The 26,803-nt window shown below is 73.0% G+C and carries 26 protein-coding genes; 16 read left to right on the top strand and 10 right to left on the bottom strand.

Annotated elements, in window-relative coordinates; translation table 11 throughout:
* The first annotated feature begins 59 nt into the window (after positions 1 to 59).
* The 3 genes from JYK04_RS38885 to JYK04_RS38875 all read left to right on the top strand — a co-directional run bounded on the left by JYK04_RS38885 (position 60) and on the right by JYK04_RS38875 (position 1,622).
* Positions 60 to 311, top strand: a complete 252-nt coding sequence (locus JYK04_RS38885) for a hypothetical protein (RefSeq protein ID WP_202185972.1) — start codon at positions 60 to 62, stop codon at positions 309 to 311.
* A 31-nt stretch (positions 312 to 342) separates the two neighbouring features.
* Positions 343 to 924: a dihydrofolate reductase family protein gene (locus JYK04_RS38880; protein WP_189744590.1), complete on the top strand. Its 582-nt coding sequence runs from the start codon at positions 343 to 345 to the stop codon at positions 922 to 924.
* Positions 925 to 1,364: 440 nt separating this feature from the next.
* Positions 1,365 to 1,622, top strand: a complete 258-nt coding sequence (locus JYK04_RS38875) for a hypothetical protein (protein ID WP_189744588.1) — start codon at positions 1,365 to 1,367, stop codon at positions 1,620 to 1,622.
* Between the two features lie 428 nt (positions 1,623 to 2,050).
* Here the strand turns inward: JYK04_RS38875 and JYK04_RS38870 are convergent, their stop codons facing one another.
* On the bottom strand, positions 2,051 to 2,461 hold the full coding sequence (locus JYK04_RS38870; protein ID WP_189744586.1) for a hypothetical protein: 411 nt from the start codon (positions 2,459 to 2,461) through the stop codon (positions 2,051 to 2,053).
* Between the two features lie 36 nt (positions 2,462 to 2,497).
* Positions 2,498 to 2,872 carry a hypothetical protein gene (locus JYK04_RS38865; protein WP_189744584.1) on the bottom strand — a complete coding sequence of 125 codons (375 nt, stop codon included), beginning with the start codon at positions 2,870 to 2,872 and terminating at the stop codon, positions 2,498 to 2,500.
* 381 nt (positions 2,873 to 3,253) lie between these two features.
* On the opposite strand from JYK04_RS38865, the gene JYK04_RS38860 reads away from it, so the two are divergent.
* The 3 genes from JYK04_RS38860 (at position 3,254) to JYK04_RS38850 (ending at position 6,159) form a co-directional block, all read left to right on the top strand.
* Positions 3,254 to 3,817, top strand: coding sequence for a dihydrofolate reductase family protein (locus tag JYK04_RS38860; RefSeq protein ID WP_189744582.1), 564 nt, complete (start codon positions 3,254 to 3,256; stop codon positions 3,815 to 3,817).
* 330 nt (positions 3,818 to 4,147) lie between these two features.
* Positions 4,148 to 5,482, top strand: a complete 1,335-nt coding sequence (locus JYK04_RS38855; protein WP_189744580.1) for a sensor histidine kinase — start codon at positions 4,148 to 4,150, stop codon at positions 5,480 to 5,482.
* Positions 5,479 to 6,159 carry a response regulator gene (locus JYK04_RS38850; protein WP_030384870.1) on the top strand — a complete coding sequence of 227 codons (681 nt, stop codon included), beginning with the start codon at positions 5,479 to 5,481 and terminating at the stop codon, positions 6,157 to 6,159. Before JYK04_RS38855 ends, JYK04_RS38850 begins: the two co-directional genes overlap by 4 nt.
* A gap of 207 nt (positions 6,160 to 6,366) precedes the next feature.
* On the opposite strand, the gene JYK04_RS38845 is transcribed toward JYK04_RS38850, so the two are convergent.
* Positions 6,367 to 7,524 (bottom strand): calcium-binding protein, encoded by a 1,158-nt coding sequence (locus JYK04_RS38845; protein ID WP_189744578.1) that lies wholly within the window; start codon positions 7,522 to 7,524, stop codon positions 6,367 to 6,369.
* Between the two features lie 288 nt (positions 7,525 to 7,812).
* On the opposite strand from JYK04_RS38845, the gene JYK04_RS38840 reads away from it, so the two are divergent.
* A complete protein-coding gene (locus JYK04_RS38840) occupies positions 7,813 to 8,898 on the top strand; it encodes an alpha/beta hydrolase (RefSeq protein WP_189744577.1) in 1,086 nt (361 codons plus the stop codon).
* Positions 8,895 to 10,124, top strand: coding sequence for an acyltransferase family protein (locus JYK04_RS38835; RefSeq protein WP_189744575.1), 1,230 nt, complete (start codon positions 8,895 to 8,897; stop codon positions 10,122 to 10,124). The genes JYK04_RS38840 and JYK04_RS38835 overlap by 4 nt, the downstream gene beginning before the upstream one ends.
* 73 nt (positions 10,125 to 10,197) lie before the next feature.
* Here JYK04_RS38835 and JYK04_RS38830 read toward each other — a convergent pair whose 3' ends face one another.
* Positions 10,198 to 10,620 (bottom strand): DUF350 domain-containing protein, encoded by a 423-nt coding sequence (locus tag JYK04_RS38830; protein WP_030717969.1) that lies wholly within the window; start codon positions 10,618 to 10,620, stop codon positions 10,198 to 10,200.
* A 95-nt stretch (positions 10,621 to 10,715) separates the two neighbouring features.
* On the opposite strand from JYK04_RS38830, the gene JYK04_RS38825 reads away from it, so the two are divergent.
* A complete protein-coding gene (locus JYK04_RS38825) occupies positions 10,716 to 12,515 on the top strand; it encodes a GNAT family N-acetyltransferase (protein WP_202185971.1) in 1,800 nt (599 codons plus the stop codon).
* A gap of 70 nt (positions 12,516 to 12,585) precedes the next feature.
* Here the strand turns inward: JYK04_RS38825 and JYK04_RS38820 are convergent, their stop codons facing one another.
* The gene (locus tag JYK04_RS38820) at positions 12,586 to 13,095 is read right to left on the bottom strand and encodes an allene oxide cyclase barrel-like domain-containing protein (protein ID WP_229876652.1); all 510 of its coding nucleotides are present in this window, start codon (positions 13,093 to 13,095) and stop codon (positions 12,586 to 12,588) included.
* Between the two features lie 180 nt (positions 13,096 to 13,275).
* Positions 13,276 to 15,336: an AMP-binding protein gene (locus JYK04_RS38815; protein ID WP_189744571.1), complete on the bottom strand. Its 2,061-nt coding sequence runs from the start codon at positions 15,334 to 15,336 to the stop codon at positions 13,276 to 13,278.
* 140 nt (positions 15,337 to 15,476) lie between these two features.
* Between JYK04_RS38815 and JYK04_RS38810 the strand changes: the two genes are divergently transcribed.
* From JYK04_RS38810 to JYK04_RS38795, 4 genes are all read left to right on the top strand, one after another.
* Positions 15,477 to 17,366, top strand: coding sequence for an ABC transporter ATP-binding protein (locus tag JYK04_RS38810; protein ID WP_189744569.1), 1,890 nt, complete (start codon positions 15,477 to 15,479; stop codon positions 17,364 to 17,366).
* 7 nt (positions 17,367 to 17,373) lie between these two features.
* Positions 17,374 to 17,757, top strand: coding sequence for a VOC family protein (locus JYK04_RS38805; RefSeq protein WP_189744567.1), 384 nt, complete (start codon positions 17,374 to 17,376; stop codon positions 17,755 to 17,757).
* A 156-nt stretch (positions 17,758 to 17,913) separates the two neighbouring features.
* Positions 17,914 to 19,275 carry a (2,3-dihydroxybenzoyl)adenylate synthase gene (locus JYK04_RS38800; protein ID WP_229876650.1) on the top strand — a complete coding sequence of 454 codons (1,362 nt, stop codon included), beginning with the start codon at positions 17,914 to 17,916 and terminating at the stop codon, positions 19,273 to 19,275.
* 30 nt (positions 19,276 to 19,305) lie between these two features.
* Positions 19,306 to 19,842, top strand: a complete 537-nt coding sequence (locus JYK04_RS38795; RefSeq protein WP_229876648.1) for an HIT family protein — start codon at positions 19,306 to 19,308, stop codon at positions 19,840 to 19,842.
* A 2-nt stretch (positions 19,843 to 19,844) separates the two neighbouring features.
* Here the strand turns inward: JYK04_RS38795 and JYK04_RS38790 are convergent, their stop codons facing one another.
* The gene (locus tag JYK04_RS38790; protein ID WP_189744565.1) at positions 19,845 to 20,186 is read right to left on the bottom strand and encodes a hypothetical protein; all 342 of its coding nucleotides are present in this window, start codon (positions 20,184 to 20,186) and stop codon (positions 19,845 to 19,847) included.
* Positions 20,187 to 20,382: 196 nt separating this feature from the next.
* On the opposite strand from JYK04_RS38790, the gene JYK04_RS38785 reads away from it, so the two are divergent.
* On the top strand, positions 20,383 to 21,285 hold the full coding sequence (locus JYK04_RS38785) for a sigma-70 family RNA polymerase sigma factor (RefSeq protein WP_189744563.1): 903 nt from the start codon (positions 20,383 to 20,385) through the stop codon (positions 21,283 to 21,285).
* Between the two features lie 78 nt (positions 21,286 to 21,363).
* On the opposite strand, the gene JYK04_RS38780 is transcribed toward JYK04_RS38785, so the two are convergent.
* A complete protein-coding gene (locus JYK04_RS38780; protein ID WP_189744561.1) occupies positions 21,364 to 22,080 on the bottom strand; it encodes a FadR/GntR family transcriptional regulator in 717 nt (238 codons plus the stop codon).
* A gap of 131 nt (positions 22,081 to 22,211) precedes the next feature.
* On the opposite strand from JYK04_RS38780, the gene JYK04_RS38775 reads away from it, so the two are divergent.
* Positions 22,212 to 22,733 carry a gluconokinase gene (locus JYK04_RS38775; protein ID WP_189744560.1) on the top strand — a complete coding sequence of 174 codons (522 nt, stop codon included), beginning with the start codon at positions 22,212 to 22,214 and terminating at the stop codon, positions 22,731 to 22,733.
* A gap of 12 nt (positions 22,734 to 22,745) precedes the next feature.
* Entirely contained in the window at positions 22,746 to 24,143 is a 1,398-nt protein-coding gene (locus JYK04_RS38770) for a GntT/GntP/DsdX family permease (protein ID WP_189744558.1), read from the top strand.
* Here the strand turns inward: JYK04_RS38770 and JYK04_RS38765 are convergent.
* Both JYK04_RS38765 and JYK04_RS38760 read right to left on the bottom strand, forming a co-directional pair.
* Positions 24,129 to 25,109, bottom strand: coding sequence for a hypothetical protein (locus JYK04_RS38765; RefSeq protein ID WP_189744556.1), 981 nt, complete (start codon positions 25,107 to 25,109; stop codon positions 24,129 to 24,131). The two genes, JYK04_RS38770 and JYK04_RS38765, sit on opposite strands and share 15 nt — an antisense overlap.
* A 141-nt stretch (positions 25,110 to 25,250) precedes the next feature.
* Positions 25,251 to 26,786 carry a cytochrome P450 gene (locus tag JYK04_RS38760; RefSeq protein WP_189744554.1) on the bottom strand — a complete coding sequence of 512 codons (1,536 nt, stop codon included), beginning with the start codon at positions 26,784 to 26,786 and terminating at the stop codon, positions 25,251 to 25,253.
* Positions 26,787 to 26,803: the final 17 nt, after the last annotated feature.

The following is a 26,803-nucleotide window of genomic DNA, read 5'->3' as shown; positions in this document are numbered from 1 at the left end:
CGGGGCGGTGGCGATCGGCGATCGGCGATCGGCGATCGGCAACCTGAGTGTGGCAGCCGGTGTCAGCAGCACTCAAGCGGCTCGCCCACACCTATTGCTTCGGCGCCACCGTGTTCGCGATCAACCCCGCGGGACCGGCCGGCCGGGGCGACCTCGCCGGTGGCACAGGCCACTTCGGCCAGGCCCACTTCGGCCCCGAGTTCCGGGTGTTAACCGGGCTCACGCCTACCCGGTACGTCGAAGTCGGGCGGCGGTTCCTGCACGAATGTCCCGGCCACGCGCTGGACGGCCGGCCGCTCACGACACGCTAATTTGGGGCACCTCAAAGCAGAGGAGAGCCCTGTGGGCAAGGTGGTCATGTACAGCTCGGTGTCGGTGGACGGCTTCGTCGCGGACGAGAATGACCAGCCTGGACCGCTGTTCGAATGGTTGTCGAGCGGTGACGTCCCGTTGGACGAGAGCGGCGAGCTGAAGGTGTCGCAGACGTCCTACGACCACACCCGGCCGTACTGGGACCAGATCGGGGTCACGATCGTCGGCCGCCACGTCTTCGACCTGACGGACGGCTGGGACGGGAAGCCGCCGGGTGGGATCGACCACGTGGTCGTCGTGACGCACCGGCCGGAGCCCGAGGGATGGGACCCCGAGGCGCCGTTTCACTTCGTCAACGGCGTCGAGGCCGCGGTGGCCAAGGCGCAGGAGCTTGCGGGTGACCGCATCGTCGAGGTCGCGGCCGGCGACGTCGGTGGCCAGGTGCTTGCCGCGGGCCTGATCGACGAGGTGCGCATGGACGTCGTACCCGTCGTGTTCGGGTCCGGCAAGCGCTACTTCGGGTCGGTCCACGCGCAGCACCTGTTGGAGGATCCTGACGTGGTGATTCAGGGTAACCGGGTGCTTCACCTGTGCTATCGGGTGCGCCGTTGACCGATCTGAGCGGGTACGCGAAGAAGTCCACTGCGAACGGTGACACAAGATCGGGCCTCCGGCTGCGTTTGCGCATCGCGTCCCTGGCCGGGCAGCCAATGCCGATCTGCCCCAGCACCTCACCTGCGGCAAGTTCAACCCACCCCCGAACGGACTTGGCCTGAGGCCTTATTCCTTCGCCACCGCCCACGCCGCGGCCCTCGAGCGGGCCCCGCTCACCGGCGCCCACGACCGCGACTTCGCCGGCAGGCACTCGGCTCCTCGAGCCAGGCCCGGGCGGTCAGCACGGTGACGGTGGTGGCGTTCCCATGCCGCGCTCTTCCCGGAAACAGCGTTTTGCCCTGGTTGCCGTTTCGGCCGCGTTCATCGGTGCCGGTGTGCTGGTGCCCAGCAGCGCCTTCGCTGCGTCACCGCCCTCGTCGGTTACTGAGTCCGCCACGATGACCGCGAGTCATATCGACCTCACCAAGGGCGACCGTGGCGGCCACAGCGACCACCACAAGAAAAAGAAGAAGGGCAAGCACAACGGCAAGCCCAGGGACGTGAAGAACATGCCGGGGTGCAAGTTCTACAAGGGCAAGGTCTACTGCGAGTACAAGCCCGAGCCGACCAAGCCAAAGCCGGCCCCGGCACCCGCCCCGGCACCGGCCCCGGCTCCGGCTCCGGCTCCGGCTCCCGCACCGGCTCCCAATGAATGACCGGCCCGCTACTGGCCCCCGCACCACCCGGGACGGTGGGCTCCACCGTCCCGGACGAGCCCGCTGCCCGGGGACCACCGGACCCGCACCTCGGCACCGGCCCGGTGGGCGTGGCTGCAAACGCCGTACGCCTCATTTGCGCCGTCGGATCGACAGGGCGCCGACGCTTCGACAAGTGGTCGAAAACCAGGGTGCGGGCGAGGCTTCACCGCCTGGTCCTGGATGAGCTGAAAATGCAGGCTTCAGAAAGGGGGTGCAAGGATCCCGACCAACGGGGCAAGTGGAGCGGAAAGTCTGCCTCGTGAAATGGATGTCAAATCAAAAGCAGGCCCCGGATGTCTTCCGGGACCTGCTCGGGCCTCATGGAGTCCGGCTACAGGCAGAGACATGACTCTCCGGAGCACCCAGACCTACAGCTCTTTGCCGCGTCAGCCGGAATCCCGCACAGACCTGCGAGGTTCATATATGCAGGTCTGCCAGTTTCCACCATCCGGATCAGCCGTCGTGTAGCAGGTGGATTCTCCACGCTTTCCACCGTCCCGCAACCACGTGAGCGTAACCTTGCCTTTCCACCACAGGCCGTTGAAGCTGACACAGCCGGCTTCATCGAGGTTCGCGAGCGGAGCCGTCTGATCCTGCCCCTTCGCGTTCTTTCCGCGCAACTTGACAGCGGTCCAGAGCCCCGTGTCGTCACAGGCAATAATCTGCTCGCCTTTGACGCCCGTTCTACCGGATTCCGCCGCCTGCGCTACACCGGAGAAGCCCGTCAGGACAAGGCAGGTGGCAACCACTGCCGCCGAGCCCCTCCGCTTGGCTGCCGGTGTTGCAGTACCGAGCACGCTCTCCCCTCCCCTGAACCTTTCACGGATTTACCGCTAGCGAGTCTTGCGGAGTTCAACGTCGGCGATCGAACCTGCATGTGTCCACTTGAAAGCAACCTTATTTCCGCCGCCGCACGCGTCCCTGGAAACTTCAGTTATATCGGCAGCGAATTTGGCGACGACATAGACACATTCATTGTCCAGGCCATCCGTGTCTTTCACCCAGCCCTGAACCGTGATCTTCCCGTTCTTGCAGGAGTTGACCCAGTGGGCCTCGCCGCCCCAGATCCAGGGATCGAAGGATTGACCACAGCCGCCGAACTGTCGATCGGGCGAAACCGGCGCAGACGCCTGCGCCGAACCAACACCCAAGCACGCAATGAGGGCAACAGCGGAGCCCACGGCGGCGATTTGCCTAAATCCACTCACAGGCATCTCTCCCTTTCGTTCACCGGCCAGTGCCTGTCTGGACTTGCAGGGGATTTATAGCAAAAGGAGCCGCCCGTGGCCAGCGTTGGCGGGATAGGTTAAACGGCATTCCGGACAGGCCGAAAAACTCAAGCCCCACCCGGAGGTTTGTGCGCGCAAAAGTGTTCAAAAGGTTGAGAAGGGACGAAAATTTCCCACCGGCAGGTCAGGTTGCATATTGCCACTGGCATATTCTTTCGTCCATGTTGGCCGATAGTGCGAGCCGACTTCTCTGACCTGCTGGTTCTCTGTTGCCCGGTGAGTCTGCGGCTGAGCCACCGATGAGTTTCCCGTGCCGCGCCGGTCTGCAGACGTGAGACCGACTCATGGAAGGCTGGCGCCATGCGGAAACTGATCTACGGCATGAACCTGACCCTGGACGGCTACATCGCCGCGCCCGGCGACGACATCGGCTGGAGCGTGCCGAGCGACGAGCTGTTCCAGTTTTGGTCCGACCAGTTGCAGGCGACCGACCTCTCGCTGTACGGGCGCAAGCTGTGGCAGACGATGAGCTCCTACTGGCCGACCGGCGACCAACGGCCCAACGCCACCCCGGCGGAGATCGAGTTCGCGCGCCGCTGGCGGGACATGTCGAAGGTGGTGTTCTCCTCGACGGTCGACACGGTCGACTGGAACACCCGCCTGGTCACGGGCGACGCGGTCGCCGAGATCACCCGGCTCAAGGCCGAGGACGGCGGCCCGATGGACATCGGCGGCGCGACGCTCGCCGGGGCGGCCATGCGGGCCGGGCTGATCGACGAGTACCTGCTGGCCACCGCGCCGGTCCTGGTGGGCGGCGGCACGCCGTTCTTCACCGCGCTGGACAACTGGGTGAACCTCAACCTGGTGGAGACGCGGACGCTGCCCTGCGGCGTGATCCTCACCAGGTACGAGACGAGGCGCTGAGCGCCCGTCCTGGGTGGCCCCGACTACCGACCGAGCCACCCAAAATAACGCGTGAAGCCCCTGAACTGCGCCGTCTCACGGCAGTGGCAATTCTGCCATCCATGCCCCGTTGTCAGCCCGTTCCTCGCCCAGCTGGAATTCGCCCGTCTGCAGACCGTTCCCCGTGTGGCCAAGTCAGCACTTGGCCACAGACCGAGGAGGTCAAGCAGACGTGCGAGGTCGTCGCAGTCGATGGCACGGTCGGCGACCGCAACGGTGAGCGGTCACGGTTGTCGGCCCCACCCCGCCTCCGGGTCCTCCCGGCCCTGCGGCGCATAGGCTGGTCCGATCATGAGCGACGAACCCCGCGAACGCATCCGCCCCTCCTCGGCGGCCGGTGCCCGGATGCCCGGCGCACTGGCCCGGCTCGCCGTCGTGCTGCGCACCCCCGCCGGGGCGGCGCAGCCCTTGTTCGCGCAGGCGCCCAGGCGGTGGCAGCGGGCGCTGCCGTTCGTCGTCGTCGGCATCTTCATCGTCACCCTGCTTCCGGTGACGATCGCGGTGCTGTCCGACGACTACGGGGTGGGCGGCGGCTGGGCGGGCGCGCTGGCGGTGGCGCAGACCGTGCCGCTGCTCCTCGCGCTGACCCGGCCCCTGCACGCCTGGGTGCTCGTCCTGACCGCCGACACCGTCGCCGCGGTGCTGCTGATCGGCGCCGACACCGTGGCCGGGCACTCCTGGCCGTGGCCGCCGATGACCATCGTCGGCTACCTGGTGCTGATGGCCTGCCTGGGGCTGCGCGAGTCCGTGCGGACCCTGGTCGGGGTATGGCTGGTGACCGGCGTCGTCGGTACGGTGCTGGGCTTCTCTCCGCCCGCGGGCGTGACGAACACCGCCGCCCTGCTCTTCGTGCTCAGCGGCGTCATGCTGGTCCTGACGGGCGCGCTGCGCGGGGTCGGCGACGCGCAGCAGCGGGTCGCCGAGCAGGAGAGCATCAGCGAGGCGGAGCGGTCCCGCCGGACCCTGCTGGAGGAACGGGCCCGGATCGCACGCGAGTTGCACGACGTGGTGGCCCACCACATGTCGGTGATCACCGTGCAGGCCGATTCGGCGCCGTACCGGGTGCCGGGCATGTCGGAGCCCGTGCGGGAGGAGTTCGCGGCGATCGCGGCGAGCGCACGGGAGTCGCTGGGCGAGATGCGGCGGCTGCTGACCGTGCTGCGCGGCGACGGCACGGGCGGGGCGGACGGCGCCGACGGCGAGCGGGCCCCGCAGCCCGGGATCGACCGGCTGCAGCAGCTGGTGGAGGCGACCGTACGGGCCGGGCAGCCGGTGGAGCTGTCGCTGGCGGCCGGGGCGGCCGGGGCGGCGCCGCCGGCGGTGGACCTGTCGGCGTACCGGATCGTCCAGGAGGCCCTGGCCAATGTGGTGCGGCACGCGCCCGGCGCCCCCACCCGGGTCTCGGTGACGGTGGACGAGGACGAGGTCCTGGTGCTCGTGGTCAACGGTCCGGCGCGGGACGCCGTGGTGCAGTTGGAGAGTTCGGGCACGGGGCACGGTCTGGTGGGGATGCGCGAGCGCGTACGGTTGACCGGCGGGACGCTCGACACGGGCCCGCTGCCCGACGGCGGCTTCCGGGTCGCCGCCCGGCTGCCCTTGAACGATCCGACCGAGGACCTCAGTTGACCATTCGCGTGATCATCGTCGACGACCAGGCCATGGTGCGGGCCGGGTTCGCCGCCCTGCTGTCGGCGCAGGCCGACATCGACGTGGTGGGCGAGGCCCCCGACGGGCGGCAGGGGGTGCAGGTCTCCCGCTCCACGCACCCCGATGTGGTGCTGATGGACGTGCGGATGCCAGAGATGGACGGGCTCACGGCCGCCCGGGAGATCCTCGATCCCCCGCCCGGGGTGGTGCACCGGCCGAAGGTGCTGATGCTGACCACGTTCGACATCGACGACTACGTGTACGAGGCGCTGCGCGCGGGAGCCTCCGGGTTCCTGCTCAAGGACGCCCCGCCGGCCGATCTGATCGCGGCGGTCCGGGTGGTCGCGTCGGGCGAGGCGCTGCTGGCGCCCTCGGTGACCCGACGGCTGATCGCGGACTTCGTGCAGCAGCGCCCGGCGCCCCGCAAGGACCCGGCGCTGCGGCTGAAGGGGCTCACCCCGCGCGAGACCGAGGTGTTGGAGCTGATCGCGCGCGGGCTGTCGAACCAGGAGATCGCGGGGCACCTGGTGCTGGCGGAGCAGACGGTGAAGACCCACATCGGGCGGGTGCTGGCCAAGCTCGACCTGCGGGACCGGGCCCAGGCCGTGATCTTCGCGTACGAGGCGGGGCTGGTGCGGCCGGGCGACTCCGGCTGAGCCCGCCGGTCCTCGGGCGGACCGGTCACCAGCCCGTACCTCCTAGGTCGTCTCCTTCGGATCTTGTCGGCCGAGCCCGCGGCGTCCGGTGCCGTGCCTGGCAAGGCGGAGGAGCGCACCGTGTACTGGACGTACTCGGGCGCCCCGACAACGCGGCCAGGTGCGGTGCCGGGCGTCGCGGGCCCGGCAAGATCCGAAAGAGACGACCTAGGGCAGGCCGGCCAGGGTTTCGCAGCCGGTGGCGAAGTCGGTTCCGCCTTCGCCGTCGCAGGCGTCCGGGCCGTCCGGGCCCCCGGTGAGGAAGTCGCCGGCGGGGCCCGCCTTGAGGGTGTCGATGCCCTCGCCGCCGTCGAGGAAGTCGGCGCCTCCCGCCGTTCCCGCGCTCGCCGTGCCGGTGAGGTCGACGTTGTCGCCGAAGACGCGGTCGTTCCCGGCGCCGCCGCTGATGGTGTCGTTGCCCGCGGCGGTGCCGCGCGCGTCGGCCGGGCCGCTGTCGCCGACGAGGAACTCGTCGGAGGCGCCGCCGATGATCCGGTCGTTCCCGGCGCCGATCGCGCGGCCCCCCGCCGGGTTGGTGACGGTGTGGTCGCCGATCGCCGAGACCCCGCCGTCGGCGCCCAGGTCCAGCAGGTCGTTGCCGCCGCTGCCGATCGCGTGCTGCGCGGCCTCGCTGTCCCCGGTGATGGTCTCGGCCCCGGGCCCGCCGAGCAGTACGTCGCTCCCGGCGCCCGTGGCGTTGCCGGCGAACGCGCCGGAGTCACCGAGCAGGGCGTCGTCGCCGGGGCCGCCGTCGATCCGGTCGACCCCGCCGCCCACCGCGCTCAGTCCTCTGCTGTCCCCCGTCAGCCGGTCGTTGCCGGGGCCGCCGATCAGCTGGTCGTTGCCACCGCCCTCGGCGGTGCCCGCGGGGGCGTAGCTGTCGCCGGTGAACTGGTCGTCCCCGTCGCCTCCGAGGAGGCGGTCGTTGCCGCCGCCCGTGGCGTTGCCGGTCGGGCTGAAGCTGTCGCCGCGCAGTTGGTCGGCGCCCGCGGAGCCGTCGAGCTGGTCGTTGCCGAGTCCCCCGATGAGGATGTCGTCGCCCGCCAGCCCGCAGATCAGGTCGTCGCCGCCCTGGCCGTGGATCGTGTCCGGGCCGGGCGTGCCGACGATCACGTCGTTGCCCGGGGTCCCTTCGGTGGTCGCGTCGGGCGTGGTGACGACAAGGGTGGCGGGTACGCCGAAGCAGGTCACCGCCCGTGCGCTGACGTCCCCGGTGCCGAGGAGGACGAGGGATCCGGCGGCCAGGGCGCAGGCGAGGCCGGCGGCGCCCGCCCGGCGCGGGCGATGTCCCGGCTCGGCCGCACGCTGATGTTCCCGGTGGGGCATCGTCTGTACTCCCTTTGCCGCAATTAGTCGGACTATCACCATGACTAGTCGGGGCGTGGGCTTCCTCGACGCCGACACACTGACGGGCTCCGGCAGACGGCTGACGCGGATCGCACCCATGGAGCAACGCCGGGCCGGTCAGGGGGACACACGTCGGCGGGCCGGCCGAGGGCGTCGCCTCCTCCACCCCCTACCGGGGTATGACATCCGACTTGGCTCCACGGTCGGACGTGGCCGCGGACACCCCCTGCCTACCTTCCCCCTCGTCACGAGGAGAGGAGAAGGGGCATGCGCCGCTTCGGAAGGACGCTGGTCACGGCCGCACTGGCGGTGACCCTCGTCGGGGGGACCGCCGGGTGGGCCTCGGGCGACAGCCAGACGGCGGTCACCGGACCGCCGCCGGGCACCGCCGCCTGGCGGGCCGACACGGTGTCCGGCCGGGCCCTGCCCGATCCGGCGACCGCCGCGCCGCGCGAGGTGGCCGCCTTCTTCGCCGGGCTGGACGACGCCGCGCGCCGGGAGCTGCTGCGGTCGCACCCGCTGGTCGTGGGCAACCTGGAGGGGGCGCCGCTCCCCCTGCGGTACGAGGCCAACCGGATCGCCGTGGCCGCCACGGGCGAGGCCCGGTACGCCTCCCTCGCCGCCCCGGACCGGCAGATCCTGGCCTTCGACCCGCGTGGCCGGGGCCAGGTGGCCGAGGTGTTCGGGGACCTGGAGCACGCGGAGCACGTCTCGGTGATCGTGCCGGGCTCGGACAACGACGCCGCCACCTACGACGCTCCGCGCAAACCCTCCACCGGCCCGGCCGGGATGGCCCGGGCCCTGCGCGAGGCGACGGGGTCCGAGACCGGGACCGGGACCGGGACCGGGACCGGATCCGGCGGGTCCACCGCCGTCGTCGCGTGGATCGGCTACACCACCCCGGTCGGCGTCGGCCTGGACGCGGCCGACGGCCGCCTCGCCCGGGCCGGGGCGGCCCGGCTGGCCCGTTTCACGGCGGGACTCGACGCGGTCGGCGCGCCCGACCCGGTGCTGTTCTGCCACAGCTACGGCTCGGTGGTGTGCGGGCTCGCGGCCCGGCACACCGACGCCGCCGACCTCGTGGCCTTCGGCTCCCCCGGAATGCGCGCCGACACCGCGGCCGCCCTCGGCACCGGGGCCCGCGTATGGGCGGCCCGGGGCCCCTCCGACTGGATCGCCGACGTCCCGAACGTCGAGTTCGCCGGGATCGGCCACGGCGCCGACCCCACCTCCGCGGCCTTCGGCGCCCGCCGGGTGCCGGCGGCCGACGTACAGGGCCACGCCGGGTACTTCATGCCCGGCACCCAGTCCCTGGCGGCCTTCGCCGCCATCGCGAAGGGAACGCTCCGATGAGTGCCTCCGCCACCCTGGCCCCGCTGCGGACGGCGGCCGCCCGGATCGACGGCCGGACCCCCGCCCACCGCGACCGGGCGATCGACGGCCTGCGCGCCCTGGCACTGCTGGCCGTACCCACCGGCCACTGGCTGCTCGGCGGCTTCACCCTCGACTCCGACGGCGGCCTGCACAACGCCAGCCCGCTGTCCGCGTTCGGCGGCCTGGCCCCGGCGAGCTGGGTGCTCCAGATGCTGGGGATCTTCTTCCTCGTCGGCGGGTACGCCTCGGCGCTCTCCTTCGGGCGCCGCACCGGGTCGACGGGCGCCTGGCTGAAGGGCCGCGTGGTCCGGCTGGGGCGGCCGGTGCTCGGGGTGACCGCAGTGTGGGCGCTGGCCGCGCCCGTGCTGTACGCGGCCGGGGTGCCGGAGGCGTCGCTGCGGACCGGGGCGACGCTGGTGGTCCAACCGCTGTGGTTCGTCGGGGTGTACGTGGTGGTGACCGCGCTGACCCCGTACTGCGTGCGGGCGGCGCGGCGCCTCGGCGGCTGGGCGGCCGCCCCGCTGCTCGGCTCGGTCGCCGTGGTGGACTTCCTGCGCTACGGGCCGTTCGCCGACTCCGTGCCGTCGTGGCTCGCCCTGGTGAACATCCTCCCGGGCTGGCTGTTCGCGTACCAGCTGGGCGTCTCCTGGGGCGAGCGGCGGATCGGGCGGCGCGGGGCCTGGCTGCTGCTGGCGGGCGGGACGCTGCTGTTCGCCGCGCTGCTGGCGGTCTTCCACTATCCGGCGTCGATGGTGGGCGTACCGGGTGCGGCGCGCACCAACTCGCACCCGCCGTCGCTGCTGGTACTGGCGCTGGCCTCGGCGCAGTCGGGCGCGGCGATCCTGCTGCGCGACCGGCTGGCGAAGCTGCTGGCGCGGCCCGCCCTGTGGGCCCCGGTGGTCGTGATCAACCTGTCCGCGATGACGATCCTGTGCTGGCACCAGACGGCGATGCTGGCCGCGGCCGTGCCCGGGTCGTTCGTGGGTGAACTGGCCGGGCTCACGACGGCGCCGGACAACCTGGGCTGGATCGCGGCTCGGCTGGCGTGGATGCCGGTGTTCGCGGCGCTGTTCGTCGCGATCGCCCGCTACGCGCGGCGGTTCGAGGCGCCGCCGCGGGAGGGACGCCGGGCGGGCGCGCTGCGCCGGACCGTGGCCGGGCTGCTGGCGGCGGGGTTCGCGGTGTTCGCGCTGGGCCTCGCCTGAGCGGGACCCGGACAAGGCGAGAGCGCCGTTCCCTCGGGGGAGCGGCGCTCTCGTCGTGTACGGGTGCTCCGCGTCAGGCGATCGAGGCGGCGACTATGGCGGCCACGGCGAGGTTGCAGGCGGCCGAGACCCAGACCGCCGGGTGGGGCTCCGGGTCGACGACGATGGCGCCGAGCTTGCCGGGCGTCACCAGGTCGAGCACGAGGAAGGCCACCGCCATGAGGATCAGGCCGAGCACGCCGAAGGCCGCAGTGGACAGCAGGCCCTTGCCGAAGTCCGCGTACGTCGTCCAGATCGAGGTGAAGACGATGCCGCCGATGCCGAGGAGCGCGGAGCTGAGGAAGAGGGCCGCGTTGCGGTTGCGCTCCTCCCAGATCTGCTTGGGGAGCTTCCCGGGCGTCAGCACGTCCACGAGGACGATGCCGAGGATCAGCAGCACCAGGCCGAGGGCGCCGTAGGCGCTGGTGCGGCCAAGTCCGTTGATGATGTCGCTCATTGAGAAGCCTGTCTCCGCGTGGGTGGGAAAGTATGTGCCGTGGGGAGGCCGAATCTATCGCACGGCCTTGACCCGGACCATGGGGAGGTCAGCAGATGGTAAAGGTCAGGGTCGCGCGGCCGGCCGAGGCGGAGGACCTGACCGGGCTGGTGATGCGGTCCAAGGCGCACTGGGGGTACGACGCCGCCTTCCTGGCCGCGTGTGCGCCGGAACTGCGGATCCGGGCCGCCGACGTGACGGCCCGCCGTCTCGTCGTGGCCGAGAACGCACGGGGAGAGGTGCTCGGGGTCGCCTCGCTGGAGGGGACTCCCCCGGTGGCCGCGCTCGGGCTGCTCTTCGTGGAGCCGTCCGCCATCGGACAGGGCGTGGGCCGGCTGCTGTACCGGGACGCGCTGCGGCGGGCCGTGGACCTGGGGGTGCGCCGGCTGGTGATCGACTCCGATCCGTACGCGGCCGGGTTCTACCGGGCGATGGGGGCGGTCGCGGTGGCCGATGCCGCACCGGGCGTGGAATCCGGCGGTCCGGCCCTGGTCCGGTTCGAGGCGGCTCCCGTCCCGCTCGCCGGCTGGGCGCGGGCCTGGACCGGCGGCGGGCGGGCCGTGCACCTGGGCAATGTCGGCGAGTTCAACGCGCAGTTCGCCGACGCCACCCTGGACCCGGAGCAGCGGCCCGCGCACCACTACGCGTGCCTCGCCGCCTTCTACAGCCCCCACCCGGCGGTGCTGGTGCTGCCGCGGCCGGTGCCGCGGGGCTGGACCGAGCTGGTCTGCCGCCAGCTGGGCTGGACCGGGGTCGAGGTGTACGACGGCCTGCTGGACGCGGATCCGGGCCTCGCCGATGCCGTACGGGCCCGGCCGGCGCTGGCCGCGCTGCTCACCGGGGCCGGGCTGCCCCTCGTACCGTGGGGGCGCACCCGGCCGTTCGGGCGGCTGGCGGGCCGGCCGTGGCGGCCCGGGGAACTGCGCTACGAATCGAAGTCCGCGGCGCACGCCCTCTTCGGGCGGATCCTGGCGGACGGCGGGCATCCCGGGATCGTGCTCCCCCGGCAGTGGCGGGCCGACGGGCGGTGGGCGGCGGCCCGGATGCTGGCGGCCAGGACCAGGGCGGGCGAGAGCACCGTTCTGAAATCGGAGCACGGTGTCGGGGGTTCGGGCACCACGGTGGTCACCCCCGAGCGGGTCCGTGCCGCGGGCGGGGCGCGGGCCCTGCTGCGGCGGCTGCCGCGCGGGCCGCTGCTGGTGGAGGAGTACGTCGGCGGTCCGGCGTCCGGAGCCGACGAGGGTCCGCGGGACCTGACGTACGACGGCTTCGTCGACGAGGCGGGCCACGCGCACGAGGTGGGCGGGGCGGTGATGGACGTGGCGGACGGCTGCTACCGGGGTGCCACGGTGGGTCCCGGGGTGGTGCCCTCGTGGGCGGAGAAATCCCTCGGCGCCTTCGGCGCGGCGGTGGGCCGGGAGCTGGCGGAATCCGGCTACCGGGGCTGGTTCGACGTGGACTTCGTCGCCGACGGGGCGGGGCGGCTCGCGCCGACCGAGACGAACCTGCGGCTGACCGGGCCGTCCATCGCCTTCATGGTGGCGGCCCGGCTGGACGCACTGCGGGGCGCGGGGCACCTCGTACGGATCGCCGACCGGGTGGAGCTGGGCGCGCGGCTGCCCGAGGCCCAGCTGGACGAGTGGTGCGCGGATCTGGCCCGGGACTGCGCGGAGCTCGGGGCGGTGTTCGTCCCCGCGATCCCGACCGCGGCCTTCGAACCGGCGCCCTGGCTGGGTGTGCTGGTGGCCGCGCGCAGCCGGGAGGTGCTGGACGCGGCCGAGGCGCTGGTGCGGGCCGAGGCCTTGGCGGTCGGGGCGATGTTCGGCCCGGCGCGGTCCTCCGACCGCAGGTCGTGATCTTCATGTCCGGGTGGCTGGTCGCCGATCGTGGCCGGCCGGCCTTCTCACCCGGTGGGGGCGGGGTCGGTCAGTGCTTGAGGTGGATCGTGAAGCGCCTCGTGCCCGGAGCGATCGTGTCGGCGTGGACCGAGCCGCGGGCCCGGTCGAATTCCCCGGTGCCGCCGGTGATTCCGTTGTCGAACGAGGGGGGAGGGCCCGGGACGAGATTGCCGAAGACCATCCCCTGTACGGAGAGCTGACCGCCCGGGAGGGTGTAGGTCACGACGCACTCCTCCGCCCCGCCGTTGTCGACGCGGGTGGTGGTGCAGGTGCCGCCGGTCTCGCCGACCTGGTTGCCGGCCTCGTCGAAGAGGTTCGAGCGGAAGACGGTCCGGTCGCCCTGGGCGGCGGCGCCGCCGGGGTTGACGGGGAAGCGCGTCTGCTCCGCGAGTCGGCCGGTGAGTGTGATGACCCGCTCTTTGCCCTTGCCGTGGGCGGGACCGGGGTCCGCCGCGGCGGCGGCCGCGACAGGGGTGCAGGCGAGAAGGGTGACGAGCGCGGTGGCCGTGCCGAGACAGACCGCTCTGATGGGGCGCATCGTGTGGCTCCTGAGGTCGATGCCCATGGATGGTCAGATGACGAAACCGTCATGCGATTTCATTCATAACCTCGGCTTGGGCGGCGCCCGGAACCTCCCGGCACGAACCACCGGCAGATCTGACCGATCGGACCAACCCGGTGGTCGACGGCGACGGGTCCACGGGCCCAGGCGGGCCGGTCAGCGGTCGGGCCAGTCGTCGGTGGGGTCGTGGAAGTCGAAGGGGTCGGCCGGCTTGCTGACGACGTAAGCCGCGACGACGACTCCCGCGATCATCAGCGGGATGTTGAAGGCGTAGACGAGCGCGGCCTGGCGCGGCCAGTCCTGTTTGGCGGCCAGCCGGTAGAGGTTGTCCTGCGGCCACCAGGACAACAGCAGGTAGGACACGGCCAGATGGGCGGCCACGGTGAGGGAGGGGCCGCGGCGTTGGCGCAGCATCCGGGCGCGGCCGCCGAAGAGGAACACCACCCCGATGCCGAAGGCGGCGCACTCGAACAGGTACAGCAGGGAGAAGAGGAAGGCCCAGGGCTGCGGCACCCCGGTGAGGTCGGTCGATCCGGGCCAGAGGAGGTTCGTAAGGATCATGGCGACGAAGCCCAGTCCGACTCCCCCGCAGCCGGCCGCGCAGCCGGCCGAGGTCTCGCCCTGGCCCGCGGCGGCGGCCCCGTACTTGCCGGACTTGCTTCCGGCAGGCTTCGCCGCCGCGGGCAGGATGGGCAGCGGCAGGGCGTCCCGGTCCTCCTGGCCCGCCGTGGTGCGGGGCAGGGTGCGCAGCCGGATCACGGTGCGCGGGGACTCCTCCCGGAGCACCTTGCCCGCCAGGTGGTCGCGCAGCTCCTCGATGTCCGGCAGCCCCGCCCTGCCGGGCCGGGTCGGTCCGCCGGGTGGCGGGGCCGCGTACGCGACGAGCCGCCGCGGGCCGCGGGGGCCGTCGACCCCCTTCAGGATGACCGCGCCGATGCCCTCGTGGCTGCGGATGGCGGATTCGACGGGGTACGGGTCGAGCACACGGCCGCCGGGCAGGGTGATCCGGTCCCGGATCCGGCCGCCGTACTCCAGCAGCCCGTCCTCGCGGAGCAGGCCGAGGTCGCCGGTCGGGACCGCGTCGGCGCCGTCCGGCGGGACGAGGCGGATCTCCCCGCCGTGTACCTCGGCCCGGAAGCCGGGGAACGCGGTGCCGAGCAGGGAGATCTGTTCCGGGTCGTCCAACGGGTGCGGCAGCTGCGGCAGTTCGAACCAGGTGCCGATGCCGGCGCACTCCGCGGGGCCGTAGACGTTGAGCACGCGCGCGCCGGGGCGCAGCCGCATCTGCAGGGTCGCCTGCTCGTCGAGGTAGAGCCGGTCGCCCGAGACGGCGAGCAGCCGCAGGGACCGGTAGGCCGGGTCGGCGCCGAGATGGGCGGCGGGGGTGAGGGTTGCCTGTTCGGCGTCTTCGATCAGCAGCCGGGCCGCCCGGGCCGGGTCGGTGTGCAGCACGGTGACGCGCTCGGTCCCGACGGCCGTGCGGATGTCCCCGGGCTGCCAGGCGGAACGCGGGGGGAGCACGAGGGCGCCGCCCGAGCACAGGGCCCGGGTCCAGCCCGCGGCGAAGGCGGTGACGTCCGGACCGCCCGTGAACAGGTGCCGGTCCTGCGGGGTCGGCCGGGCCACCTCGGCCCATGCCTCGTGGGCGGCGAGCAGCAGCGCGTGGCTCACGGGGACCGCGCGCGGCTCGGCCGACCCGGTGAACAGGACCGCGGCGGTGCGGCCGGGCGGCGGGGCGGCCGCCCCGCCAAGCCGGTCCGCGGGCTGTTCGGCGCGCGGCCCGCCGATCGCCGCGGCCTCCGCGTCGAGCCGGAGCACCCGAGGGCCGCCGCCGTTGTCGAGGGCGGCGTGCTGGGCCGCGTCGGTGAGCAGGACGAGGGGCTCTGCCGCGGCGAGTTGCCGGCGGCCGGAGCGCGGGCTCTCCACGTCGACGACGGTGTAGGACCCGCCGGCCTTGAGGACGGCGAGGAGGGCGACGACGAGTTCGCTCTGCCGGGCGGTGCCCACGGCGACGAGCGCGCCGGGCGGCAGACCGGAGCCGAGCAGACGGTGCGCCAACCGGTCGGCGCGCGCGTCCAGTTCCCCGTAGGTGAGGCTGTCCGGGCCGGCGATGAGCGCGCGGGCCCCGGGGGTGTCCCGGGCCCACTGCTCGAAGCGGTGCAGGACGGTGTCGGTGGTTCGTTTGCCGAAGCGTACGGACTCGGATCCCTGCGTCATGGACCGATGATGCCACCGGGCGCCGACAACGTACGAGGGTCGTCACAATCGCTCGTCCGGGCGGGAGTTGGCGCCCCGCGCGGGCGATCCCGGGCCGAATGCTTGACCTGGAGTTTGGTTGAGGTCCTAGCGTTCGGGCCATGGACATGGAAGTCACCGCCTGGACGTCGCTGCACAGCGCGATCAACGCCCAGCAGGACCGTCGCCCGCTCTCCCGGGCCGGTCTGCGCCGCGTCGCCGCCTTCGCCCGCCCGCACCGCCGCGGGCTCATCCTCTTCCTTCTGCTGAGCGTGGTGACCGCCCTGCTCGCGGTGGCCACCCCGGTACTCGCCAGCCGGGTCGTCACGGCCATCGTGGACGGCCGCGACAGCTCCGCGGTCACCCGGCTGGCCCTGCTCATCGCGCTGATCGCGGTCGCGGAGGCCGGGCTCGGACTGCTGACCCGCAGACTCTCCGCCACCCTCGGCGAGGGGCTGATCCTGGACCTGCGGACGGCGGTCTTCGACCACGTGCAGCGGATGCCGGTCGCCTTCTTCACCCGGACCCGGACGGGGGCTCTGGTCAGCCGTCTCAACAACGATGTGATCGGCGCCCAGCGGGCCTTCAGCAACACCCTGTCGGGGGTGGCCGCCAATACCGTCACCCTGGTGCTGACCCTCACCGTCATGCTCGGCATCTCCTGGCAGATCACCCTGCTGGCGCTGGCGCTGCTGCCGGTGTTCGTGCTGCCGGCCCGCCGGATGGGGGCGCGGATGGCGGCGATGCAACGGGAGGCCTCCGCGCTGAACGCCGCGATGGGCACCCAGATGACCGAGCGGTTCTCCGCCCCCGGCGCGACGCTGGTCAAGCTCTTCGGGCGGCCCGCCGACGAGTCCGCGGAGTTCGCGGCCCGGGCAGCGCGGGTGCGGGACATCGGGATCCGTACGGCGATGGCCCAGTCGGCCTTCATCACGGCCCTCACCCTGGTCTCGGCGCTGGCCCTCGCGCTCGTCTACGGCCTCGGCGGCTTCTACGCCCTGCGGGGTTCCCTGGACGCCGGTTCCGTCGTGGCCCTCGCCCTCCTCCTGACCCGGCTGTACGCCCCGCTGACCGCACTCGCCGGCGCCCGCGTCGAGGTGATGAGCGCGATGGTGAGCTTCGAGCGGGTCTTCGAGATCCTCGACCTGAAGCCGCTCATCGCGCAGAAGCCGGACGCCCGCCGGGTGCCGCCGGGGCCGGTGGCCGTGGAGTTCGACCGGGTCTCCTTCGGCTACCCGGCCGCCGACAAGGTCTCGCTCGCCTCCCTGGAGGAGGTCGCCGCCCTGGATGCCCGGGGCGGTACGCAGGTCCTGCACGAGGTGTCGTTCCGGGCCGAGGCGGGCCAGATGATCGCCCTGGTCGGCTCGTCCGGCGCCGGCAAGTCGACCATCGCTCAGCTGCTGCCGCGGCTGTACGACGCCGACGCGGGCGCCGTCCGGCTCGGCGGGATCGACGTACGGGACCTCACGGCCGACTCGATCCGCGAGACGCTCGGCATGGTCACCCAGGACGGGCACCTCTTCCATGAATCGGTGCGCGCCAACCTGCTGCTGGCCCGCCCGGACGCCTCCGAGGAGGAGATCTGGGAGGCACTGCGGCGCTCGCGGCTGGACGGGCTCGTCGCCTCGCTGCCGGACGGCCTGGACACGGTGGTCGGGGAGCGCGGCTACCGGCTCTCGGGCGGGGAACGGCAGCGGCTGACCATCGCGCGGCTGCTGCTGGCCCGGCAGCGGGTGGTGATCCTCGACGAGGCCACGGCGCATCTGGACTCCACCTCGGAGGCCGCGGTGCAGGAGGCCCTGGGCGAGGCCCTGGCGGGCCGGACGGCGGTGGTGATCGCGCACCGGCTGTCGACCGTGCAGGCGGCGGACCTGATTCTGGTGGTCGAGGACGGCCGGATCGTGGAACGGGGCACGCACACCGGGCTGCTGGCGGCGGGCGGGCGGTACGAGGAGCTGTACCGCACCCAGTTCGCCGTGTCGGGCGGCGAGGCACCGGTGCCGGGCGCATGATCCTGTGATGGACATCAAACTGGAACTCGTCGCCGTCCCCGTCACCGATGTGGACCGGGCCAAGGCCTTCTACGAGAAGCTCGGCTTCAACGCCGACCACGACGTGACCGTCAGCGAGGACATCCGCTTCGTCCAGCTGACCCCGCCGGGCTCGGCCTGCTCGATCGCGATCGGCAAGGGGCTGACCCGGATGACCCCGGGGTCGCTGGACAACATGCAGGTCGTCGTCACCGACATCGAGGAGGCGTACGAGGACCTGCGCGGCCGGGGGGTGGAGGTGACGGAGATCCAGGACCTGCCGTGGGGCTCCTTCGTCTACTTCTCCGACCCCGACGGCAACGGCTGGGCGGTCCAGCAGACCACCCCCCGCAAGTCGGCGGGCACCGCCTGATCGGCAGGACACCCCCTGGGCCGGCCGTCCGGCTCCGATTGGACGTTCCGCCGAGGGCGGGGCGCGACCCTGGTCGGTAAAGCGCCTTGTCCGCCGGGCTGTTGACGGCTTGGCTGGCCAGGGTCAGGACGGCACGGTCGCTCCCCGGGGAAACGAATGACATCCATGCTCGACTGCTGCACGCCGTGGCCCGCCGAGGTCGCCGACCGGTACCGGGCGGCCGGGTACTGGCGCGGCAACACGCTGGACGGCCTGCTGCGCGACTGGGCCCTGCAGTACGGGCCGCGGACCGCGCTCGTGCACGGCGGTACCCGCGTCACGTACGCGCTCCTGAACCGGCGCGTGGACCGGATGGCCGCCGGGTTCCGGCTGCGCGGCCTGCGGCCCGGGCAGCGGGTCGTCGTCCAGCTCCCGAACGTGCCCGAGTTCGTCATCACCGTGTTCGCGCTGATGCGCGCCGGCGCGGTCCCCGTGTTCTGCCCGATGACGCACCGCGCGTCGCAGGTGTCCCACCTCGTGCGGGTCGGCCAGGCCGTCGGCTACGTCGGTCCGCCGGCCCACCAGGGTTTCGACCTCACGGCGATGGCCGCGGACATCGCCGCCCAAGGGCCCTTCCTGCGGCGGGTGTTCACCTTCGAGGCACCGGGCGAGTCGTCCCCGTACGGCGGCTTCAGCGTCGACGCGGCGGGCTGCCAGTACTACCCCCTGGGCTCCCTCGACTCCCCGCCCGAGCGGCCGCTCGCGCGGAGCGCGGACCAGGTGGCGTTCTTCCTGCTCTCCGGCGGTGCCGGCGCGGAGCCCGCGCTCGTTCCGCGTACCCACGACGACTACGCCTACCAGGTCCGGGCCGCCGCCGAGCTGGTGGCGCTCAGCGGGAACGACGTGTACCTCGCCGCCCTGCCCGCCGGGTCCGACTTCACCTTCGGCTGCCCCGGCATCGTCGGCACCCTCTCGGTCGGCGGCACCGTCGTCCTGGCCGAGGACCCGGATGCCACCGCGTGTCTCTCGGCCGTCGAACGTGAGCGCGTCACCGTCACATCGCTGGAGCCCGCGGCCGCCCGGCTCTGGCTCGACCTGCTTGCCCCGGTCCGGGCCGCCCCGAGCAGTCTTCGTCTCGTGCAGATCGGCGGCGGGCCCTTGGACCGGGCGACCGCCGAACGGGTGGGTCCCGGGTTGGGCCGCCTCCAGCAGGTCTTCGGCACGGCCGAGGGGGTGCTGACCCTCACCCGGCCCGCCGATCCGGACGAGACCGTACTCACCACGCAGGGCCGCCCGCTCTCGCCGGACGACGAACTGCGCGTGGTGGACGCCGACGGCCAGGACGTGCCCGACGGGGAATCGGGCGAGCTCCTCGCCCGCGGTCCCCGCACCCTGCGGGGCTACTACCGGGCGCCCGACCGCAACGCGCGCTCCTTCACCCCCGACGGCTACTTCCGCACCGGCGCCCGCGCCCGGCGCACCCCGGACGGCGGCCTGCTGGTGACCGGCCACCCGGAGGGCCACGCGTCCGCCCTGTGACGGGCGGAGCACCGGTGGGAGGATGGACCGATGCCGACACCGATGCGCATGCCGATGGACCGTGAACCGATGGACCTCGAGGCCTACGTCGAACGGACGCGCAGCGGACCGTGCTTCGTCTGCACCTTCCTCGCCGGGGATCCCGACTACGCGCACGAGACCGTCTTCGAGGACGAGCACCACGTGGCCTTCCTCGACCGCTGGCCCACGCTCCCCGGAAAGGTCCTGGTGGCCCCCAAGGCGCACGTCGAGCACGCCGTGCGCGATCTGGACCCCGCGGCCTACACGCGGCTGATGCTCGTCGTACGGGAGGTCGCGCTCGCCGTCGAGGACGTCTTCGACAGCGAGCGGACCTACCTGTACTCGCTGGGGAGCCGACAGGGCAACGCCCACCTGCACTGGCACATCGCGGCGCTGCCGCCCGGGGTTCCGTACGAGCGGCAGCAGTTCCACGCCCTGATGACCGAGAACGGGGTCCTGTCGCCGTCGCCCGCGGAGCAGGCCGCCACGGCCGGGCTCCTGCGCGCGGCCGTCACCGCGCGGGAAGTCCTCGAACCACCGCGATGAACTCAGGCCTCCGCGTGGTGGTGGTCGAGCTCCCACGCGTGGTGCTTGAACTCGTGGCGGAAGTCGGCGTGGTCCTCCCACTGGCGGGCGATGCCGCGCAGTACGTCCCAGTTGTGCTCCACCGACTGGTCGATGACGCGGCGCATGGCCGGCTCGGCGGATTCCCGCTTCTCGATGAGGCCCTTGATGGCGGAGGCCTCCAGGACGGAGTTGCGCAGCGCGCGCAGGGCGCGGGAGGTGTCGTCCATGGCGAAGCCGTGTTCGCTGCCCGTCGCCTCGTCGAACAGCGGGGTGAGCCGCGCCTCGATGAATGCGGTGATCCGCTCGAAGTGCTGCACGTCCATCGGGGGCTCCCTCTCCTGCCGGTCCACTCTGTGTATCCGGCGTCTCCACTCGCTCCTGCTGTTCGGGGGCCATTATCCAGCAGTCGGCCGGCCCGGTCGGTCCCGGCCGGGGACGGTGTCAACTCCCCCCTCACCAGGGCCTTTTGCACGTGATCTATTTTGGTGATCCGGTGTGCGCAATCGATACGGGGGACCGGTGGACGAGAAAGCACGGCTGACGGAACGCTTTGAAGAGCACCGCTCTCATCTGAGAGCGGTGTCCTACCGCATGCTCGGCTCGCTCGCCGAGGCCGATGACGCCGTCCAGGAGACCTGGCTGCGCCTCGACCGGTCCGATGTCAGCGATGTCGAGAACCTCGGCGGCTGGCTGACCACGGTCGTGTCGCGGGTCTGCCTGAACATGCTGCGCTCGCGCGAGTCGCGGCGCGAGGACTCCATGGAGGCGTATCCCTCCGACTCCGCTCTCAGCCGTACCGGGACCGTCGATCCCGTCGATTCCGTCGATCCCGAGCAGGAAGCGCTGCTGGCCGACTCGGTCGGGCTGGCGCTGCTGGTCGTGCTCGACCAGCTGGCCCCGGCCGAGCGGCTCGCGTTCGTCCTGCACGACCTGTTCTCCGTGCCGTTCGACGAAATCGCCCCGCTGATCGAGAAGTCCCCGGCGGCGACCCGTCAGCTCGCCAGCCGCGCCCGCCGCCGGGTCAAGGGGGCCCCGGTGGTGCCGGAGACCGATCTGACCCGCCAGCGCCGCGTCGTGGACGCCTTCCTCGCCGCCACCCGCGGCGGGGACTTCGACGCGCTCGTCGCCCTGCTCCACCCCGACGTGGTGCTCCGCGCCGACAAGGCCGTCGTCCCCACCCCCGCCCCGCTCCTCGTCCGCGGCGCCGTCACCGTCGCCACGGGCGCGATGGCCGCCGTGCAGCGGGCCCGGTCCACGGCCCCGGCCCTGGTCGACGGAGTGGTCGGTCTGGCGATGGCCCCGCTGGGACGCCTGTTCCTGGTACTGGGCTTCACCATCGAGGACGGCCTGATCACCGAGATCGACATCGTGGCGGAACCGGAACGCCTCGGCGCGCTCGAGATCGCCGCGCTCGACGTCTGAGGCCCGGCCGCCCGGCCCCCGGAAGCGGCCGTGGCGAATCCGTGCCGCGGCCGCCTCGTGCGGACCGCGGCACGGCGCTCAGGGCGCGAGTACGTCCAGTTCCTCCAGCGCGCCCACCGCGATCCGGCGGGTCAGTGCCTCGGCGCGCGCCGCGTCGCCCTCGCGGACCGCCTCGGCGACCTGGACGTGCAGGGTGACGGCGGCGGGGTCGGGATCGTGGAACATCACCGCATGTTCGGTGCGGCCGGTCAGGACCTCGGCGACGACGTCCCCGAGCCGGGCGAACATCTCGTTCCCGGAGGCGTTCAGCACGACGCGGTGGAAGGCGATGTCGTGCCGCAGGTATCCCTCCAGCTGGTGGCCGCGCGAGGTGCGGACCATGCCGAGGGCCGCCTCGGTGAGTTCGGCGCACTGCTCCGGTGTGGCCAGCGTCGCGGCGAGTCCGGCCGCGACCGGCTCGATCGCGGAGCGCAGCACGGTGAGGGACCGCAGCTGCCGGGGCCGGTCGGTGCCGGCCAGGCGCCAGCGGATCACGCGCGGGTCGTAGACGTTCCACTCGTCGGTGGGGCGCACGGTGACTCCGACCCGGCGGCGGGACTCGACCAGGTGCATCGACTCCAGGACGCGGACGACCTCCCGTACGACGGTGCGGGAGGCGTCGAAGCGTTCGGCGATCTCGTCGGTGCGCAGGACGCTGCCCGGAAGGTACTCCCCCGCCGTGATCGCGAGGCCGAGGGTGTCCAGCACGTGGGTATGGAGCCCGTGCCCCCGGCCGGGACTGCCTTCGGTGGTCATGGCGTAAGCGTACGGTGACGCTTCCGGCGGCAAAAGATGTGATGTTTCCGACCTGACGCTTGAATAAGTACTACTTAATGCGCTTCAGTGGTGCCACACGAACCGATGTCGACGAGGACAGCGAGGTAGGCGTGAGCACCCAGCGCGTCATTGTGGTGATGGGCGTGGCCGGTACGGGCAAGACGACCGTGGGGCAACTGCTCGCCGAGGCCCTCGGCATTCCGTACGCGGAGGGCGACGCCTTCCACCCGGCGGCCAACGTCGCCAAGATGTCGGCCGGCATCCCGCTGGACGACGCGGACCGGTGGCCGTGGCTCGACGCCATCGGCGACTGGATCCGCAACCGCGCCGGCCTGCGAGGCGGCGTGATCGCCGCCTCCAGCCTCAAGCGCGCCTACCGCGACCGGCTGCGCGCCGCGGCCCCCGGGGCCGTCTTCGTCCACCTCGCCGGTGAGCGCCCGCTGATCGAGAGGCGCATGGCGGAACGCAAGGGCCACTTCATGCCCACCACCCTGCTGGACTCGCAGTTCGCCGCGCTGGAGCCGCTCCAGGACGACGAACTGGGCGTCGTCGTCGACGTGTCCGGGTCCCCGGAAGACATCACCGAGCGGGCGCTGGCCGCGCTGCGCCGACTCCCCATACAAGAGAACTGAGGAATCCCCACCGTGACCGGTCTCAGCGTCGAGACTCTGGCAGCGGCCGCCCCCGGACCGATCACCTCGGCCGGGAACACCCAGCTGGGGATAGCCGTCCTCGCGGGCATAGCCGTCATCGTCCTGCTCATCACCCGCTTCAAACTGCACGCCTTCCTGGCCCTGACGGTCGGCTCGCTGGCCCTCGGGGTCTTCGCGGGCGCACCCTTGGCCAAGACGATCGCCAGCTTCACCGCCGGACTCGGCGCCACGGTCGCGGGTGTCGGAGTACTGATCGCGCTCGGCGCGATCCTCGGCAAGCTGCTCGCGGACTCGGGCGGCGCGGACGAGATCGTGGACACGATCCTCGCCCGGGCCAAGGGCCGGGCCATGCCGTGGGCGATGGTGCTGATCGCCTCGGTGATCGGACTGCCGCTCTTCTTCGAGGTCGGCATCGTGCTGCTGATCCCGGTGGTCCTGCTGGTCGCCAAGCGGGGGAACTACTCCCTGATGCGGATCGGCATCCCGGCGCTGGCCGGCCTGTCGGTGATGCACGGCCTGGTCCCGCCGCACCCCGGACCCCTCGTCGCCATCGACGCGCTCCACGCGGACCTCGGGGTCACCCTCGGGCTCGGGGTGCTCGTGGCGGTCCCGACCGTGATCATCGCCGGGCCGCTGTTCTCCCGCTACGCGGCGCGGTGGGTGGACATCCCGGCGCCGGAGCACATGACCGCGGCGCGCCCCTCGGCCGAGCCGGCGCACCGCCCCCGGTTCGGGGCCACGGTGTTCACCGTGCTGCTCCCGGTGGCGCTGATGCTCGTCAAGGCCCTCGTCGACATCGTGGTCGACGACCCCGCGAGCCCCCTGCAGCGCGTGACCGACGTCGCGGGATCCCCGATGATCGCGCTGCTCGCGGCCGTCCTGGTGGGCATGTTCACGCTCGGCCGGGCGGCCGGCTTCACCCGGGCGCGGATCTCCGCCACCGTGGACAGGTCCTTGGCCCCGATCGCGGGCATCCTGCTGATCGTGGGCGCGGGCGGTGGCTTCAAGCAGACGCTGATCGACGTCGGCGTGGGCCAGATGATCCTGGACGTCTCCAAGGACTGGGCCGTACCGACCCTGTTGCTGGCCTGGCTGATCGCCGTGGCGATCCGGCTGGCCACCGGCTCGGCGACGGTGGCCACCATTTCGGCGGCCGGGCTGGTGGCCCCGCTGGCGGCGGACATGTCCACCACCGGGACCGCACTGCTGGTCCTGGCCATCGGGGCCGGCTCGCTGTTCTTCAGCCATGTCAACGACGCCGGCTTCTGGCTGGTCAAGGAGTACTTCGGGATGACCGTCGGTCAGACCCTGAAGACCTGGTCGGTGATGGAGACCATCATCTCGGTGGTCGGTCTGGGCCTCGTGCTGCTGCTGTCACTGGTCCTGTAGCTGGGCGGCGGCCAGCGCCAGCCCGCCCGCCGCCGTGGCGCAGCGCGCCGCGAGCCTGGTGACCTCGGCTCGCAGTGCCTCGGTCTCCCGGCCGTGCCACCCCGGCGCCATGGCCGCGATCCGCAGCCGGACCGCGTGCGTGCGCAGGGCGGCGGCGTGGCCGCTCAGACCGCCGGCCGGCGGCCGCGGCGCCGGCCGGGGCGGCCGGTCCGTGACCCGCCGGCGGGCCGGGCCGCGGGTGGGCGCGTCCCCCGTTCCGGCACCCGTCGTGGCACCCGTCCCGGCACCCGTCGTGGCCGCCCCTTCGGGCAGCCCCGGACCCCGGTCGCAGAAGGCCCAGAAGGCGGCGCCCAGCCCGAGAGCCGGTTCGGCGGTCTCCGCCCGGCCGGTGGCGACCTGCCAGCCGGCGTGGTCGTTGAACGGGTTCGCGTCGGTCAGCGCGTGCCAGGCGAGGATGTCGGCGAAGGACGGGGCCAGCAGCGCGAAGGCGTGCTCGGCGCCGCGCTCGCGCATGATGGCGCGGAACAGCCGGACGGCCTCGCCCTGGCGGCCCGCGCCGACGGCGCCCAGGACCGCAGCCGCGCCGGGATCGTCGAACAGTTCGGGACGGCCCGCGCTCGCGGCCCGGATCCGGGCCTTGAGCCCGCAGACGGCGATGCTGATCGCGAGGCTCTCCCGGCCCGCCAGGATTCCGGCGAGCCGCCCGGCCCGGGCCACACCCCGGCCGCGCGGGGCCCAGCCGAGGCCCGACGGGTCGGTGAGCGTACGCAGCAGGGTGCGCCAGCCGAGCCGGGTACGGCCGCCCCGCGCGAGGGCGGCCGCGGGCAGTCGGGCGCCGAAGGCCAGGCCGGAGGCGTAGCGGGCGGCCTCACCGACCGCGTCGGCCGCCTCGGCGAGGGCGCGGCACGGGGCGTCGAGCAGGTCGATGTCCGGGGCGGTGGACGCGGAGGTCGCGGCGTCGGGCATGTGATCCTCGTGGGGTTCGGCAGGGGCTCGGGGACGGACGGGGTCGGGCGGGGACGAACAAGGCCGGACGGGGCCGGACAGGGCCGGACCCGCTCGGACCGCTTCGGGCCCGGACGGGTTCCGGGTCGGGCGGGGGCGCCCTCAGCGGCGGGTGAGCGTGAGCCGGATGCCGTACGGGTCGAGCGTCGTCGGCAGCGGTCCCACCGGGTCCAGCACCGGCCGGGTGCCCGTGACCCGGTGGCCGCGCAGCACCTCGGCACAGAGCGCGGCGGTGGCCATCAGGCCGAGCTGGTCCCCCGGGCAGCGGCCGCCGCCGTGGCTGAAGGGCGCCATCCGGATGTCCTGGTCCGCGCCCGGGTTCTTCCACCGGCCGGGAACGAACACGTGCGCGGCCGGTACCCGTTCGGGGTCGCGCTGATGGAACGCGGCGGGCACCAGAACCGAGGTGCCGGCCGGGTAGCGCACGCCCCGCCACTCGGTCTCGGTACGGGTGACGCGGATCAGGTCGGGCACCACCGGGTACAGCCGCAGGGACTCCCGGACGCAGGCCCGCAGCCGGGGCAGCTCGCCCCGGTCCGGCCCGGCGGCGACCCCGGCGGCGGCCTCGGCCACGGCCAGGTCCTGCTCGGCGGGGTGGGCCCCGAGCAGGAGCAGGGTGCGCAGCAGCGTGTCCGGGACGGCGTCCATGGCCAGCAGCCAGCGCTGGGCCTGACCGACGGGGTCGAGGGTTCCGGTCGGGTCGGCGTGGCGGCCGGCCCGCCCGACGAGGGTGTCGCCGTCGGCCCGGGCGGCGTACTCCGCGATGCGGGCGCGTGCCCTGTCGTGCACGGAGCGGGCGGCGCGCACCCGGCCGGCGCGCACGCCCCGGCCCTCGGCGCGCAGTTGGGTGAGCCATCCGCTCAGCTGCTCGTCGGCGGCTGCCGCGTCGCCGAGCACGATCCGCCGGGCGGCGCGCTGCACGGCGTACCGGGCACGGGCGAGGTCGAGGAGGACGGTGCCGGCGCCGGTGGCGGAGCCGGTCAGGTGCCGGGCCTCCTCGGCGAGGGCCGCGAGGAAGGGCCCGTGGGACGGGTGCACGGGCCGGCCGGCGGCCAGCACCTCGGCGCTGACCTCGCGTCGCTCCGCACCGGGCTCGCCGCGGGAACAGCCGGAGTCGGCGGAGTCGGCCGGGTCGGCGGCTTCCCCGGGGTTCGGGCCCGGGCACTTGTCAGGCGTGGCCGCCGCGAGGACGCTGACGGGTTCGTCGTAGAAGCGGCGCAGGTCCTGCGGATCGAGGAGGACGAGGACGGTCCGCCCGGAGCGGGTGCGGACCAGGGCGGGCGCGTCCCCCTGGCGGGCGCGCAGGGCCCGCAGCGCGGCGGCGGAGGTGCGCACGTCGCCGGGGCGGGGCCGGGCCAGGCCGCGCAGCAGGACCCCGAAGCCGGCCAGGGCCGCCCGGGCGGTGGTTTCCGCGGCCGGGGCCGGGGCGGGAGCGGAGGCCGCGTACCGCGACGAATCCTTTACGAACGTGCGCCTGCCGGGGGCTTCCGCGCCCAGCCCCGGCACGGCGGGCCCGCGGTCCGCGAGCGGCGCCTCACCGCGGGGTGACCGACCGGCCCGCTCGGGGCGGCGCCGGGCGGCGAGGGCCCGTACCCGGGCTCGGAGCCCGTCGAGGGCGGCCCCTTGGACCGTACGCATCCGTGTACCTCCGTGGC

This window comes from Streptomyces nojiriensis, assembly GCF_017639205.1.
Taxonomy (GTDB): domain Bacteria; phylum Actinomycetota; class Actinomycetes; order Streptomycetales; family Streptomycetaceae; genus Streptomyces; species Streptomyces nojiriensis.
Note: the sequence above shows the minus strand (reverse complement) of the source record. Positions and strands in the feature narration are given on the sequence as shown.

What these genes read in the sequence shown, in the direction of transcription:
- JYK04_RS38815 (WP_189744571.1), bottom strand. Translation starts at nt 15,336, where the DNA reads ATGACGCAGGGATCCGAGTCCGTACGCTTCGGCAAACGAACCACCGAC.
- JYK04_RS38810 (WP_189744569.1), top strand. Translation starts at nt 15,477, where the DNA reads ATGGACATGGAAGTCACCGCCTGGACGTCGCTGCACAGCGCGATCAAC.
- JYK04_RS38795 (WP_229876648.1), top strand. Translation starts at nt 19,306, where the DNA reads ATGCCGACACCGATGCGCATGCCGATGGACCGTGAACCGATGGACCTC.
- JYK04_RS38790 (WP_189744565.1), bottom strand. Translation starts at nt 20,186, where the DNA reads ATGGACGTGCAGCACTTCGAGCGGATCACCGCATTCATCGAGGCGCGG.
- JYK04_RS38845 (WP_189744578.1), bottom strand. Translation starts at nt 7,524, where the DNA reads ATGCCCCACCGGGAACATCAGCGTGCGGCCGAGCCGGGACATCGCCCG.
- JYK04_RS38800 (WP_229876650.1), top strand. Translation starts at nt 17,914, where the DNA reads ATGACATCCATGCTCGACTGCTGCACGCCGTGGCCCGCCGAGGTCGCC.
- JYK04_RS38765 (WP_189744556.1), bottom strand. Translation starts at nt 25,109, where the DNA reads ATGCCCGACGCCGCGACCTCCGCGTCCACCGCCCCGGACATCGACCTG.
- JYK04_RS38875 (WP_189744588.1), top strand. Translation starts at nt 1,365, where the DNA reads ATGACCGCGAGTCATATCGACCTCACCAAGGGCGACCGTGGCGGCCAC.
- JYK04_RS38840 (WP_189744577.1), top strand. Translation starts at nt 7,813, where the DNA reads ATGCGCCGCTTCGGAAGGACGCTGGTCACGGCCGCACTGGCGGTGACC.
- JYK04_RS38780 (WP_189744561.1), bottom strand. Translation starts at nt 22,080, where the DNA reads ATGACCACCGAAGGCAGTCCCGGCCGGGGGCACGGGCTCCATACCCAC.
- JYK04_RS38805 (WP_189744567.1), top strand. Translation starts at nt 17,374, where the DNA reads ATGGACATCAAACTGGAACTCGTCGCCGTCCCCGTCACCGATGTGGAC.
- JYK04_RS38860 (WP_189744582.1), top strand. Translation starts at nt 3,254, where the DNA reads ATGCGGAAACTGATCTACGGCATGAACCTGACCCTGGACGGCTACATC.
- JYK04_RS38830 (WP_030717969.1), bottom strand. Translation starts at nt 10,620, where the DNA reads ATGAGCGACATCATCAACGGACTTGGCCGCACCAGCGCCTACGGCGCC.
- JYK04_RS38820 (WP_229876652.1), bottom strand. Translation starts at nt 13,095, where the DNA reads ATGCGCCCCATCAGAGCGGTCTGTCTCGGCACGGCCACCGCGCTCGTC.
- JYK04_RS38835 (WP_189744575.1), top strand. Translation starts at nt 8,895, where the DNA reads ATGAGTGCCTCCGCCACCCTGGCCCCGCTGCGGACGGCGGCCGCCCGG.
- JYK04_RS38825 (WP_202185971.1), top strand. Translation starts at nt 10,716, where the DNA reads ATGGTAAAGGTCAGGGTCGCGCGGCCGGCCGAGGCGGAGGACCTGACC.
- JYK04_RS38855 (WP_189744580.1), top strand. Translation starts at nt 4,148, where the DNA reads ATGAGCGACGAACCCCGCGAACGCATCCGCCCCTCCTCGGCGGCCGGT.
- JYK04_RS38760 (WP_189744554.1), bottom strand. Translation starts at nt 26,786, where the DNA reads ATGCGTACGGTCCAAGGGGCCGCCCTCGACGGGCTCCGAGCCCGGGTA.